Below are 13,213 nucleotides of genomic sequence, written 5' to 3' on the forward strand. Positions count from 1 at the left end.
ATATCAAATACTATAACGAACAAAGAATCAAAGAAAAACTAGGCTGGAAGAGTCCTGTCAAATACAGGCTGTCCTTGTCCGCGGCATAAAAAAGTAACGAGATAGCAAAAACTACCTCGTTACTAAAGTCTAACTTTTTGGGGTCACATCAGAACCCCTTGTCACAAGGGGTTCCTGGTAATACGAAATTTGAAAAGCCGTTGTAAGACAGCATATTTTAGGGGAATTTGTGCCAATTGACCTGCCTCCAGGCAGCACAATTTGCGAAGAAACAACACGGGGAAAATACATCTGAACAATTTACGAAATGGTACGTTGTACTGCTAAAGCCAACGCCAATTACGTCGGATTGACCGAAGATGTCGTTCTGGGTGAAAAGAATAATGACGAAACCTTTAATTCCGGCAGATTGACAGTCCAAAAAGATGACAAAGGCAACGCTATTACAATCAATAAAGAAGATGAAAACGGTGTTGGCGACGGTTTGGTTTACCGAAACGAAGATGGCACAGTCAACAAAGTGGATATCTATCTCGACCAAGGCGGTACGGTCATTCACAATGTGGCAGCCGGTACGGCAGATACGGATGCCGTCAATGTCAGCCAGCTCAACGAAGCATGGGATCAGATCAACAACAATACGACGGCTATTACCAACATCGGCAACAAAGTCGGCGAATTAGACAGCCGCATTGATGAAGTCGGCGCAGGTGCAGCTGCTTTGGCGGCCCTTCATCCGCTGGATTTCGACCCTGACGACAAGTGGGATTTCGCCGCAGGCTACGGCAATTACCGCGGTGAAAACGCTGTGGCTATCGGCGCATTCTACCGTCCGAATGAAGACACCATGTTCAGCGTCGGCGGTACTGTCGGCAATGACGACAACATGGTCAATGCCGGTGTGTCCTTCAAGATTGGACAAGGAAACGGCGTATCGACGTCCCGCGTCGCCATGGCTAAGGAAATCAAAGACCTGCGTAAGGAATTGGAAGCCATGAAGTCAGCGATGCTCGACGTCAACGCCGGCCGCAGACTGGATACGTCGAAGCTTCAGCTCTTCCCAGACGTGCCGCAGAACCACTGGGCGTATGAATACGTTGCGACCCTGGCTGGCAACGGCGTCATCGAAGGCTATCCTGACGGGAATTTCGACGGCGCTCGTCCCATGACGCGGTATGAATTTGCAGCTATGTTGTATAAAGCGATGCTCAACGGCGCGAAGTTATCCGATAAGATTTTGACGGAATTTGCGCCTGAATTAGAACGATTCACTGTCGACGTTGTTCACAAAGATAAAGACGGCAACCCGACGGTCGAACGCGTCCGCGTCGTAAAACGGGACGACGCAGCAAAATAAGCTTGCGTTTTTGACGCTGTATGTGCATACGGAACAGACACTGCCCTCGTTTGGCAGTGTCTGTTTGCGTTAAGCAGAAGATTACATCTGGGAGGTAGTATCGCTCTGCAAAATGTAGCGTCGAAGGCGTAACAACTGCATATACAAATAAATCCCTATAAAGCGATGGAGCTTTACAGGGATTGTTAGTATGCAAATGGATATATCGTTTTTTTATACTATATTGACAGCATGTCCACCTGTCAAGTATCATCTTAATACAGGCATGACGCATACAACGGCAGGCGGTTATGTCGCCCCTATCCATTTGAAATGAATGGGGGTGATGCCCATGAACGATACGAATCTTTTTTTAGCATTGCTTATCGTTTTAGTGCTTCTTATCCAAAAGAAATGACCGCCCTCTAGTCTCCAAACTTAGGCGGTCTATTTCTCGCTTTTTAGTATAGGGGCTATAACCGTTTGTCGGCGTCATGCCTCTTTTCATGTTTATTATATGCTGTCGGCCTCGTAGTCGTCAAGTAAAATCGAAGCGTTTGACGATGAGACGGCGGCGTGGCTTGCATTTTTATGTTTTTTTTGCTATTCTTTTGAAAAATGAAATATCGATTCGGCTGTTGCCGGACAGGGGGAATGACGTATGAATTATCCTGATTTGCGGGGATTGCTGGTGTGCCGGGAATTTTTGTCCGACCCGGTGTTGTTGATTATGGGGGAATATTTGCTGAGTTCGGACAACGTCAATAAGCGGAATGCCGCGGCTGCGGCGCTGCTGGCAGCGGCAGAACGGCTTGGCTTATCGGGGAATGTTTGGCGGCAGTATCTGCTGTATCTGCTGTGCCGCGGCAACAACATCGCCGCGACGGCTATCGAGGACTGCGGTTCCTACGGGGCGGGGCTGCTGCGGGCTTTGCAGAAGGACATGCATTTGCTGCGGCCTTACTTGCAGGCCAAGCCTTCCGATTTCCGCTTCGACGCCTTCTTGGACGACTACGAGCCTGCTGCTCCGAAGGAATATGAGTTCTTGCAGGCTTTGACAGAGGCCATGGAAGAGGCCGACGCGGCGCAGATGGCCGAAGCCCTGCTCCATCACTACAAGGCCTACGGCCGGGGCGATATGGCCCGGTATATGGCCTTTTACCTGCTGCCGTCAGGAGAGCTGAAGGGCATCGAGACATTCCGCCATCGCGAATGGGACGACCTCATCGGCTACGCCGTACAGAAGGAAAAGCTCCTGCGCAATACGGTCAATTTCATCGAAGGGCGGCAGGCCAACAACGTCCTCCTGACGGGCGCCCGCGGCACGGGGAAATCGACGGCCGTCAAGGCCTTGGTGTACAAATTTCACAAGGAGGGCCTGCGCCTCGTCCAGGTCGAGCGGGGGCAGATGAAGAAGCTGCCGCCTCTCATGGAGCATCTCAGCGCCATCAAGAGCAAGAAGTTTATCCTCTTTTTCGACGACCTGTCCTTTGATGAAGATGAAAAGGAATACAAATACCTGAAATCGGTCATCGACGGCGGCATTATCCCCCAGCCGGATAACGTGGTCATCTACGCCACGTCCAACCGCCGCCACCTGCTCAAGGAAACGTGGCGCGACCGGCGCGACGATCTGGACGAGGTATACCGCGACGACAGCCAGAACGAATCCATTTCCCTGTCGGACCGCTTCGGCCTCATCATCCACTACGCCGCGCCGACGCAGGACGAGTATCTGCAGATCATCGACCACGAGCTGCGCAAGGCCGGCGTTGTCCTGGAGGCTCACGAGCTACGCATCCTGGGATTGCGCTGGGAAATGGAACATTCAGGCCGCAACGGCCGCATCGCCCGCCAGTTTGTCCGCTGGTACCTTGGAAATCAAACATGAAATAAACGTTTTACTTAACAAATGCAACGTTTAACTTTGCTTTTTTGAGAAAAATGTAAGTAAAATGTATTGACAAACGGGACGGCATTTTGTAGAATAAGTTCAAGTTCTTCAGAAGGATGTCCTTCTGAGGGCGACATAGATGAAATCTGATGATGGGAAAGAGTAATTGCCTCAGTCAATTCACAGAGAGCCGGCGGGCGGTGCGAGCCGGTAATTGCAGGGCCGTGAAAATCATCCCGGAAGAGGAGCGCTGAAGTACGTATTAAGCGCTGACGATTTTTCCACGTTATAGGAAACGCGTATGTTGGTACGTTGTAGAGAGCCTGGGTCCAGTAATGGATTTGGGAATCAGGGTGGTATCGCGGAATTCAATCCGTCCCTCAGTGAGGGACGGATTTTTTTATTTCCCTATTGCAGTATTCTCTAAAGGCCAACGAAATCATTACTTGTTACATACAAAAGGAGAGATGTTCAAATGGCAAAGGTATTTTATGATCAGGACGTAAATTGGGATGTCATGCACGGCAAAAAGGTAGCCATCGTCGGCTACGGCAGCCAGGGCCACGCGCACGCGCTGAACCTGAAGGAAAGCGGCGTCGACGTCGTCGTCGGCTTGTACGCAGGCAGCAAATCTGCTGAAAAAGCGAAAGCCGCAGGCCTGGAAGTCAAAACGGTAGCTGAAGCAGTAAAGGAAGCGGACATTACGATGATCCTCATTCCCGACGAAAAGCAGGCCGACGTATACAACGCCGAAATCGGGCCGAACTTGAAATCCGGCAGCGCCCTGGCCTTTGCCCACGGCTTCAACATCCACTTTAAGCAGATCGTGCCGCCGGCCGACGTCGACGTATTCATGGTAGCTCCGAAGGGGCCGGGCCATCTCGTACGCCGTACCTTCGTGGAAGGCGGCGGCGTTCCCGACGTATTCGCCGTCGAACAGGATGCTACGGGCCAGTGCTTTGACATCGCCCTCGCTTATGCCCGCGGCATCGGCGGTACCCGGGCCGGCGTCATCCAGACGACCTTCCAGGAAGAAACGGAAACGGACTTGTTCGGCGAACAGGCCGTCCTCTGCGGCGGTATCTGCCAGCTCATCACCAACGGCTTCGAAACGCTCGTCGCCGCAGGCTATCAGCCGGAAATCGCCTACTTTGAAACGTTCCACGAAATGAAGCTCATCGTCGACCTCATGTACGAAGGCGGCATGGCCAAGATGCGCAAGTCCATCAGCGACACGGCGGAATACGGCGACTACACGGCCGGCCCGAAGGTTATCCCGGCTGAATCGAAGGCGGCTATGCAGAAGATCCTGAGCGATATCCAGGACGGCACCTTCGCCAAGGACTGGCTCCTGGAAAACAAGGCCGGCGGCCGGGCCCACTTCATGGCGATGCGCCGCCAGCATGCGGAACACCCGATCGAACAGGTCGGCGCGAAGCTGCGCGACATGATGCCGTGGCTTCATGAAAACGACACCAACGACTAATCATTCCAATACATAGAAAAGAGGGTATGTGCCTATGAAAATGACCGGAGCACAAGCGATCATCGAAAGCTTGAAACGTGAACAAGTACAAGTCGTCTTCGGCTATCCCGGCGGATCTGTTCTGACCTTGTACGATGAATTATACAAAGCCAAATTTCCCCATATTTTAACAGGCCACGAACAGGGCGCCGTCCACGCTGCCGACGGCTACGCCAGGGCGACGGGCAAGGCGGGCGTATGCTTCGCCACGTCGGGCCCCGGCGTGTGCAACATGGTCACGGGTATTGCGACGGCCAACATGGACTCTATCCCTCTCGTCGTCATCAGCGGGCAGGTCGCGACGCCCCTCATCGGCCGCGATTCCTTCCAGGAAGCCGACATTTCGGGGATTACGACGCCTATTACGAAGCACAATTACCTGGTAAAGAACGTCAAGGACCTGCCCCGCGTGCTGCGGGAAGCCTTTTACATCGCCACGACGGGCCGGCCCGGCCCGGTCCTCGTCGACGTAGCCAAGGACGTATTCGACGCCGAATTCGACTATGAATATCCCGAAACGGTAGAGCTGCGGGGCTACAGCGGCGTATATACGGGGCAGGCTTACGATATCGACCGCACCGTGGCGGCGCTGGAACAGGCGAAGCGCCCCGTCCTCCTGACGGGCGGCGGCATCATCCTTGCCGATATGGCCGCACCCCTGTGGGACGTCGTCCAGAAGACGCAGGTGCCGGTCATTACGTCCCTCATGGGCAAGGGGGCCGTGCCCGATTCGTACGACGCCCATCTGGGCATGGTAGGCATGCACGGCTCGTACGCCGCCAACATGGCTGTGACGAAGTGCGACCTGCTCATCGCCGTAGGCACGCGGTTTGACGACCGCATTACAGGCGACGTGGAAAACTTTGCGCCCAACGCCCAGATCGTCCATTTCGACATCGACAAGGTAGAAATCAACAAGATCGTTCATGCCGACATCAGCGTCAACGGCGACCTCCGCTGGTCCCTGCCGCTGTTCGATGAAAAGGTACGGCAAAGCGGCGTTGATTTCGCCGCCCAGTTTGCCGACTGGCGGAAGGAAGTCCTGGCCATGAACGAGGTCCATCCCTTTGCGACGCGGGACCTTCCCGACGCCGTATCGCCGCAGAAGCTGTTTGAAGCCGTCAACAGCCGTTTGGGCGCAGACGACTTCGTCGTCACCGACGTAGGCCAGCATCAGATGTGGGCCGCTCAGTTCTGCGACATTTCCAAGCCCCGCCACTTCATTACCTCCGGCGGCTTGGGAACTATGGGCTACGGCCTGCCGGCGGCCATGGGGGCTAAGCTGGGATGCTCCGGCTCGACGGTCGTGCTGTTTACCGGCGACGGCAGCATCATGATGAACTGCCAGGAATTTGCGACGCTCCATAAATACGGCGTCGACGTCAAGGTCATCGTCCTGCACAACAGCGTCCTCGGCATGGTAAACCAGTGGCAGCGCCTGTTTTACGGCCAGCATTATTCCCAGTCGGTCATCGCTGACAACCCGGATATTACGGCCGTATCGGGAGCCATGGGCGTGCCGGGGCGGACTGTCCGCAAGCCTGAGGAACTGGCACAGGGCCTGGACTGGCTCTTTGCCTCCGAAGGGGCGGCGCTGCTGGACGTCTACATTCCGGCCGATGAAAACGTATATCCCATGGTACCGGGCGGCAAGCGCCTGGACGAAATGGTCTTAGGAGGAGAAGCACAATGATGAGACAGCACTTGGCTATTTTAGCCGACAATAAACCGGGCGTACTCACCCACGTGGCCGGCCTCATCAGCCGCCGGGCCATCAATATCGAATGCATCAACGCCGGCTATACGGAAGAGCCGGACGTGACGCGCATCAACATCGTCGTATCCGTTGAAAACCGCTGGGAGCTCGACCAGGCCGTCAACCAGCTGGCCAAGCTCATCGACGTCATCAAGGTCGTCAATCTGGACGACGCGCCTCTCGTCAGCTACGAGCTGGCTATGGTCAAGGTAAAATGCGATACGCCGGCTGTGCGGGACGAGCTGACCAATATTGCCAACTTGTTCCACGCCAAGGTCGTCGACGTACAGCGCGACTCCCTGATTTTCCGCCTGACAGGACGGGAAGACCATATCGAGGCGCTGCTGCGGATGCTCGACGACTACGAGGTCATTGAAATCGCCAGAACGGGGCAGATTTCCTTGTCCCGCGGCGTCATCCCCGTCAAGCAGATGCGCATGAGATAATATACCCTATATACGAAAGGATAGTTGATATGAGAAGCGACGTAGTAAAAAAAGGAAGCACCCGTACGGCCCACCGCACCTTGTTTCACGCCATGGGCTACAGCGACGAAGACTTGCAGAAGCCGTTGATCGGCGTGGTCAACGCCTTTAACGAAATCATCCCCGGCCACATGCACCTGCGGGAAATCGCCGAAGCTGTCAAGCTGGGCATCGCCGCCGCCGGCGGTACGCCTATCGAATTTCCGGCCATCGGCATCTGTGACGGCATCGCCATGGGGCACGACGGCATGAAATACCCGCTGGCCAGCCGCGAGCTCATCTGCGACTCCATCGAAGCCGTCGCCAACGGCCACGCTTTCGACGGCCTCGTCATGATTCCAAACTGCGATAAAATCGTGCCGGGCATGCTCATGGCTGCCGGACGCATCAATATCCCGACAGTTGTCGTCAGCGGCGGCCCCATGCTGGCCGGACGCCACAAGGGCAAGGATATCAGCGTCAGCACCATGTTCGAAGCGGCCGGCAAGGTCGAATCGGGCCAGATGACGCCGGAAGAAATGCATCTCATGGAACACGAAGCCTGCCCGGGCTGCGGCTCCTGCGCCGGCATCTTTACGGCCAACACGATGAACTGCATGACCGAAGTCCTGGGTATGGGCCTTCCCGGCAACGGCACCATTCCGGCGGCTTATTTCGGAGCCCGCCGCATGCTGGCTAAGAAGGCCGGGGCCGTCGTCATGGAGCTGGTGAAGAAAAATATCTGCCCGCGGGACATCATGACGATGGAATCCTTTGAAAACGCCATCGCCGTCGACATGGCTATTGGCGGCTCGACCAATACGGTGCTCCACCTGCCGGCTATCGCCCATGAAGCGGGCCTCGACCTGCCGCTGCAGAAGTTCGACGAAATCAGCCGCAAGGCGGCATACATCTGCAAGATGAGCCCCGGCGGCACATACCACATGCAGGACTTGAACGAAGCCGGCGGCATCAGCGCCGTCATGAAGGAGCTGACGAAGCTGGGCATCATACATACGGAAGCCAGGACCGTGACGGGAACCATAGGCGAGCGCATTGACCAAGCGGATATCGAACGGCCTGACGTCATCCACAGCGTAGACAATGCTTACATGAACCGCGGCGGTATCGCTATCCTGTCGGGCAACCTGGCTCCCGACGGAGCGGTCATCAAGGAAAGCGCCGTCGAACCGGACTTGCTGGTCTATCAGGGCACAGCCAAGTGCTACGACTCGGAAGAAGAAGCCATCGAAGCGATTATCGGCGGCGACATCAAGGAAGGAAACGTCGTGGTCATCCGCTACGAAGGGCCGAAGGGCGGCCCAGGGATGCGGGAAATGCTCAACCCGACGGCAGTCATTACGGGCATGGGCCTGAAAGTGGCCTTGATTACGGACGGCCGGTTCAGCGGAGCCAGCCGGGGCGCGTGTATCGGGCACATTTCTCCGGAAGCGATGGAAGGGGGACCTATCGCGCTCATCGAAGACGGCGATATGATTTCCATCGACATTCCGAACCGCAAGCTGGAACTGCTGGTAAGCGACGAAGAACTGGCGGTCCGCAAGGCGGCCTGGAAACAGCCGGAACCAAAGGTCAAGACGGGATACCTGTCCCGTTACGCCCGCTTGGTTACGTCGGCCAATACGGGAGCCGTATTGAAATAATTCCTTTCTTTGCAGGATACAGGATATACGACAAGCCCCGGCGCTCGGAAGCCGGGGCTTTGCTGTAGGCAATATACGCAGATGATCTGTACGTTAGGACCGAAGGGGGAGCGAGTCCTGCAGGGCCTGGCGCAGGTGCCCGATAAACTGCAGGCATTCTTCCGACAGCAGGGCGTCTTTCCGCTGCAGATAGCCGACGCAGAGATTCCACGGCACGTCCAGGGGGACAGGGACGATATCCGGCGGAATAAAGCCCTCGCTCAGGCAGCCCGTGCCGAGGCAGTAGCTATCCGTATGGACGATGAGGTAGTTCATCGTCGCCCGGTCTTCGACGAAGATTTGGCGGGACGCACGGCGGAGGGTGAAATAGCTTTCCGTAATATCGAGAAGCGTATCGTCCTTGCGGAAGGTGATATAGGGGTAGGGCGCGAGCTGTTCCGGGCGCAGTGTGGAAAAGGCCGACAGGGGATGGCGTCTGCTGAGGATGACGTGCTCCGGCAGCGTCGCCAGCTGCGTGAAGACCAGCCCATAGGCGGCCAGCTTGCGCTCCAGTACGGCCTGGTTGAGGGATGAGGCGCACAAGATGCCGACGGATGCCGCACCGGAGCCGACTTGCTCGACGACGTCCGTTCCCTTTCCTTCGCGCAGGGCGATTTCATAGGAACGATCGGCCATCTCGCCGATCAAAGCGGCCAGGGCCGGCGTGACGAAGTGGTAATGCTGCGAGGCGATGGTCAATTTCAGCGGCGTCGGTTCGTGTTTGCCGGTGAAACGACTGCGCACGGCGTCGGCCTGCTCGACGAGGAGCCGGGCGTACGATGCCAGCTCTTTGCCTTCCGGCGTAAAGTCGACGCCGCGGTTCGTCCGCTTTAAAATCGTGATGCCCAACTCTTTTTCCAGCTCGCGCACGGCCTTCGTAATGCTCGGCTGGGTGACGAAGAGGCGTTTCGCCGCTTCCGTGAGGGAACGGCACCTCTCGATTTCCATGATATAACGACATTGCTGCAAGGTCATACATTTCATCCTTTCGGGTGGCTGATATAACTTCATTCTATGGCCGGGCATGAATAATGTCAAATTTCTTTTTGACCTATCGTATGGTATGCTTGTAGTACAGAGAGGCAAAGGAGGCCATAGCAATATGAAGTATATCGTTCGTCCCTATCGGCGCGGCGAAGAACAGTACGTCGCCGACACCCATTGCCGGCTGAATACGGCTGGGGGCCGGCTTTTACGGAGTATGCCGCGAAGATCGCCGTGGATTTTGCCGGCGCGCAGCAGGAGGGGGAAGCCCTTTGGGTAGCCGAGTGCGGCGGCAGGCTGATCGGCAGCGTCATGCTTTGCCAGCGTGGCGAGGCCGGCGAAGGGCAGGTTCGTCTGTTTTGCGTGGAACCGGACTACCGGCGCTGCGGCGTCGGGTCGGCTTTAATGAAGGTGGTGTTAGACGGGGCAAAGGAAATGGGATATACCCGCCTCATGCTCTGGTCGGCAGAGCCCCTGACCGACGCGATACGCCTGTACGAGAGGGCAGGATTTCATATAACGGAACGAGTGAAAAATACGGAATGGCGTCCTGACGGTGACCCGGTATACGAAATAAAAATGGTCAAGGAGTGCCTGTAAGACGCCGCTAGAAGGGGAGTGCCCTATGGAACTGATAGCATTTTTATCGTATACCTTCGTCATGGCCTTTACGCCGGGGCCAAATAACCTCATGGCCATGTCCGAAAGTCGGCGTCTCGGCTTTCGCGGCGCGGCGCCCCTGCTGTGGGGGTTGTTCGTCAGCTTTTTTATCTTAAACGGCGTGATTTACGGATGTATCCATTCGCTGCAGGCGGCCCTGCCGTGGATAGAAATTCCCTTAAAGGCCGTCGGCTCGGCGTATATCTTATTTTTGACCTATAAGATGTTCGCGCCGTCGGCAGGCGGCGGCAGCGGCAAGGCCGTCGACAAGGGGAAACGGTTTCTGGTCGGCATGCTGCTGAACTTTACGAATGTCAAGGTCATGATCTTCCTGCTCATCGGCTACACGTCCTTTCTCCTGCCCGTATATACGAGCGAAGGCCTCATCGTCGGCCTGGGAATCGTCATGTGCCTGGCCTGCGCGGCGTCCAATGTCGTCTGGGCCTTGGCCGGGGCGGCGCTGGACCGTTTCTTTAAAAACTACGAACGCCTTTTAAACTGGATATTGGCGGCTCTCCTTGTCTTTTCCGTCATAGAAATATGGCTGTAGGCGGCGGAGATGCTGCAGCGTATGAGTACCCCGATGGTCTGCGTGAAACAGGCTGTCGGGGTATTTCTATGCCCTTTGGCTGCCTGGTCATGGCGATGACCTCAGTGGGAGCGGAGTGAATTTGGGACAATAAAAAATGCTCGTATCGTATTTTAAGCGATAAAACATAGGCATTAGACATAATAAGAAACAGGGTGTAAACTAAAGTCATCCTAAAGGAAATAAAAAATTAAAAGCATTGTTTTTAGGATTAATAGCGTAGTTTCTTAACTATTTATTTAAAGGAGAGAGATTCGATGATGAAAAAAGTAACGGCTGCTATCGTATTATGCCTGATGAGCGCGTCTGCCTTTGCCGCCGCGCCGGCCTTTGATTCACCTGAACAGGAAGCTGCCCATTACCAGCAGGAACAGGCAAGACAGGCCTTTGAAGAACGATATACCAACCAGACTGCTTCGGAAAACGCGTCGTATCATGCCGTACGGGCCTTCGATTCGCCGGAGCAGGAAGCGGCCTATTATGACCGGGTGGCCGAACGGGAAGCCTTTGAAGCGTTGTTTCATCAGCCCAGCTACAATTAATTGGCGCCAGACAGATGGAACCTTGCCGATCTGTAAAAATGCTTGCGCCGTATTTCTTTTTATTTAAGGCTATGTCACAACAAACAGTTGATAAATAGCCATTTTTATAGGGGAGTATCAGAACTCCCCTACAAACTGTTATTTGCAGTTATCTATACTCATTTGGAATTTCGATATGAAGTGTCTCACACAATAACTTCACATCATGTGCATCATTTTCATCAAACTCGTATCCCAGATGGAACATTACTTGACTATATGGTTCAATACAGGAAACCTCTATTTCCTCAATTCTTCCTTTACCCGAAAAAGTTTCTACCGGAAAACAATCCCCATCATAAAGAATTTCACCTTCGTCCGTATATTCAAAACAATGCAAATCAATAATTCTGTTTTTCAAATCTTCCCATACAGTATGGTTCAATGTTGTATATTCCATCTTAATCTCATAAAAGCCATTAGCTTTCATTATTTCTATAAAGTTCTGATAATCGTTCTTTTCTACAAAAATGTCAATATCATTATGGGCTCTTGACTGATATCCAAGAAGAGCATCTACACCCCAGCCACCATCAAGAAAGACTTTAATCTCCGCATCTATTGCAAATTGAAGAATCTGTTTTACATCTGTTATATTGACCATCTTATCATCTCCACAAATTCTAATTAGGCGACCAGAGGAACTGCTGGTCTGTTTGATAAATCTCTGCATTTAGCAGTTTTCAATGTTGCCAAAACGAAAGTTAAGAAGATGTTCCTTTTCTCCATGTCGCTTTCTTTGGCGTAATTTACAAGGTTATTCCACACAAGATAGTTGTTCAGATACTTGGTAGAAACACCGTTAAAGCCACGCATAAACCTCTTTAGCTGGCTATGGTAGCTATTGATATGTTGGATATTATAAATGCCTTTCTTGGCTTTGCCAGTCTTTAACTGCACAAGGTCAATGCCATTGGCATTTGTAAATCTCACATAGGAGTTCATCTTGTCCGTAACAAGAGTGGAATTGGTCTTAATCCTACCATCATAAATATGATGTAAATCTCTTGTAGAAACTCTACCAGTATTCGTAATCTTGGAGATAGACAAGCCATTCCTATTAACCGCACAAGGAACACATACCTTTTCTTGGGACAAGCCTCTGATATGTGTAGAATGACCACGCTTATGAGCCTTGCGTGGCATAGCAAATGTCTTACTCTTGCTATGATTGCCCTTGTACGAGATGGCGAAAAAAGTTTCGTCAGCCTCAATAATGCCGTCAAGGGTAACATCGTCTGCCATATTCTGAAGTGCATCCAAAATCTTGTGTCTCCAAAGGAATGCGGTGTTTCTGTGAATCCCACAAGCAACAGCAGTCTTACGAATGGATAAGCCATTCATCATACAATCAATGTACTGCTCCCACACGGACAAGTCTTTTCTTGTACCAGACACAATGGAGTTCGTAGCAATCACGAAGGACTTGCCACAATCCTTACATACATATCGCTGTGTGCCATCTTTACGATGACCATTGCGAACCACATGGATACAGCCACAAAGAGGGCATACACGACCATTTGCAAAGCGTTCCTTTGCTACGAAATCTTCAATATTCAAAGACTTTACAAAGGCAGGACTTAAAAGCATTGTTTTAAGGCTTTCCTGCTCTGCGACAGTCAACTTACCGATAATATCTAATGCGTCTTTGATAGTAGGCATATCCAATTACCTCCTTCGGTGGTACTGTTTCTTACTATTATTATACGCTATTTCTC

13 protein-coding genes and 1 other annotated feature are annotated in these 13,213 nt (G+C 53.2%); of the genes, 10 read left to right on the forward strand and 3 right to left on the reverse strand.

Features of this window, described 5'->3' with window-relative positions:
• The first annotated feature begins 2 nt into the window (after positions 1–2).
• The 7 genes from OCV58_RS12220 (at position 3) to ilvD (ending at position 8,639) form a co-directional block, all read left to right on the forward strand.
• Positions 3–89 (forward strand): IS3 family transposase, encoded by an 87-nt coding sequence (locus tag OCV58_RS12220; RefSeq protein ID WP_353866910.1) that lies wholly within the window; start codon positions 3–5, stop codon positions 87–89.
• Between the two features lie 218 nt (positions 90–307).
• Positions 308–1,357, forward strand: coding sequence for an S-layer homology domain-containing protein (locus OCV58_RS07830; RefSeq protein WP_154877485.1), 1,050 nt, complete (start codon positions 308–310; stop codon positions 1,355–1,357).
• 640 nt (positions 1,358–1,997) lie between these two features.
• Entirely contained in the window at positions 1,998–3,227 is a 1,230-nt protein-coding gene (locus tag OCV58_RS07835) for an ATP-binding protein (protein WP_154877486.1), read from the forward strand.
• A 143-nt stretch (positions 3,228–3,370) separates the two neighbouring features.
• Positions 3,371–3,614, forward strand: a binding site (T-box leader).
• Positions 3,615–3,705: 91 nt separating this feature from the next.
• Complete coding sequence (ilvC, locus tag OCV58_RS07840; RefSeq protein ID WP_087477615.1) at positions 3,706–4,716, forward strand: ketol-acid reductoisomerase; 1,011 nt, start codon at positions 3,706–3,708, stop codon at positions 4,714–4,716.
• A 34-nt stretch (positions 4,717–4,750) separates the two neighbouring features.
• Positions 4,751–6,448: a biosynthetic-type acetolactate synthase large subunit gene (gene ilvB / locus OCV58_RS07845; protein ID WP_154877487.1), complete on the forward strand. Its 1,698-nt coding sequence runs from the start codon at positions 4,751–4,753 to the stop codon at positions 6,446–6,448.
• Positions 6,445–6,957: an acetolactate synthase small subunit gene (gene ilvN / locus OCV58_RS07850; RefSeq protein WP_198643509.1), complete on the forward strand. Its 513-nt coding sequence runs from the start codon at positions 6,445–6,447 to the stop codon at positions 6,955–6,957. The genes ilvB and ilvN overlap by 4 nt, the downstream gene beginning before the upstream one ends.
• 29 nt (positions 6,958–6,986) lie before the next feature.
• Positions 6,987–8,639, forward strand: coding sequence for a dihydroxy-acid dehydratase (gene ilvD / locus OCV58_RS07855; RefSeq protein WP_154877488.1), 1,653 nt, complete (start codon positions 6,987–6,989; stop codon positions 8,637–8,639).
• A 93-nt stretch (positions 8,640–8,732) separates the two neighbouring features.
• On the opposite strand, the gene OCV58_RS07860 is transcribed toward ilvD, so the two are convergent.
• Positions 8,733–9,653: a LysR family transcriptional regulator gene (locus OCV58_RS07860; protein ID WP_158221382.1), complete on the reverse strand. Its 921-nt coding sequence runs from the start codon at positions 9,651–9,653 to the stop codon at positions 8,733–8,735.
• Positions 9,654–9,839: 186 nt separating this feature from the next.
• Here OCV58_RS07860 and OCV58_RS07865 point away from each other — a divergent pair, with 186 nt between their 5' ends.
• From OCV58_RS07865 to OCV58_RS07875, 3 genes are all read left to right on the forward strand, one after another.
• Positions 9,840–10,262: a GNAT family N-acetyltransferase gene (locus tag OCV58_RS07865; protein ID WP_154877490.1), complete on the forward strand. Its 423-nt coding sequence runs from the start codon at positions 9,840–9,842 to the stop codon at positions 10,260–10,262.
• A 25-nt stretch (positions 10,263–10,287) separates the two neighbouring features.
• The gene (locus OCV58_RS07870) at positions 10,288–10,872 is read left to right on the forward strand and encodes a LysE family transporter (protein WP_154877491.1); all 585 of its coding nucleotides are present in this window, start codon (positions 10,288–10,290) and stop codon (positions 10,870–10,872) included.
• A 296-nt stretch (positions 10,873–11,168) separates the two neighbouring features.
• On the forward strand, positions 11,169–11,453 hold the full coding sequence (locus OCV58_RS07875) for a hypothetical protein (protein WP_154877492.1): 285 nt from the start codon (positions 11,169–11,171) through the stop codon (positions 11,451–11,453).
• Positions 11,454–11,601: 148 nt separating this feature from the next.
• Here OCV58_RS07875 and lnu(C) read toward each other — a convergent pair whose 3' ends face one another.
• Together lnu(C) and OCV58_RS07885 are read right to left on the reverse strand one after the other, a co-directional pair.
• The gene (gene lnu(C) / locus OCV58_RS07880; RefSeq protein ID WP_019543803.1) at positions 11,602–12,096 is read right to left on the reverse strand and encodes a lincosamide nucleotidyltransferase Lnu(C); all 495 of its coding nucleotides are present in this window, start codon (positions 12,094–12,096) and stop codon (positions 11,602–11,604) included.
• A gap of 23 nt (positions 12,097–12,119) precedes the next feature.
• Complete coding sequence (locus OCV58_RS07885) at positions 12,120–13,157, reverse strand: IS1595-like element ISSag10 family transposase (RefSeq protein ID WP_002837184.1); 1,038 nt, start codon at positions 13,155–13,157, stop codon at positions 12,120–12,122.
• Positions 13,158–13,213 lie beyond the last annotated feature (56 nt).

This window comes from Megasphaera stantonii (assembly GCF_025567065.1).
Classification (GTDB): domain Bacteria; phylum Bacillota; class Negativicutes; order Veillonellales; family Megasphaeraceae; genus Megasphaera; species Megasphaera stantonii.

Bases quoted from the DNA above. Each gene is read 5' to 3' on its own strand.
- OCV58_RS07830 (WP_154877485.1), top strand. From the start codon at position 308: ATGGTACGTTGTACTGCTAAAGCCAACGCCAATTACGTCGGATTGACC.
- OCV58_RS07835 (WP_154877486.1), top strand. From the start codon at position 1,998: ATGAATTATCCTGATTTGCGGGGATTGCTGGTGTGCCGGGAATTTTTG.
- ilvC (WP_087477615.1), top strand. From the start codon at position 3,706: ATGGCAAAGGTATTTTATGATCAGGACGTAAATTGGGATGTCATGCAC.
- ilvB (WP_154877487.1), top strand. From the start codon at position 4,751: ATGAAAATGACCGGAGCACAAGCGATCATCGAAAGCTTGAAACGTGAA.
- ilvN (WP_198643509.1), top strand. From the start codon at position 6,445: ATGATGAGACAGCACTTGGCTATTTTAGCCGACAATAAACCGGGCGTA.
- ilvD (WP_154877488.1), top strand. From the start codon at position 6,987: ATGAGAAGCGACGTAGTAAAAAAAGGAAGCACCCGTACGGCCCACCGC.
- OCV58_RS07860 (WP_158221382.1), bottom strand. From the start codon at position 9,653: ATGACCTTGCAGCAATGTCGTTATATCATGGAAATCGAGAGGTGCCGT.
- OCV58_RS07870 (WP_154877491.1), top strand. From the start codon at position 10,288: ATGGAACTGATAGCATTTTTATCGTATACCTTCGTCATGGCCTTTACG.
- OCV58_RS07875 (WP_154877492.1), top strand. From the start codon at position 11,169: ATGATGAAAAAAGTAACGGCTGCTATCGTATTATGCCTGATGAGCGCG.
- OCV58_RS07885 (WP_002837184.1), bottom strand. From the start codon at position 13,157: ATGCCTACTATCAAAGACGCATTAGATATTATCGGTAAGTTGACTGTC.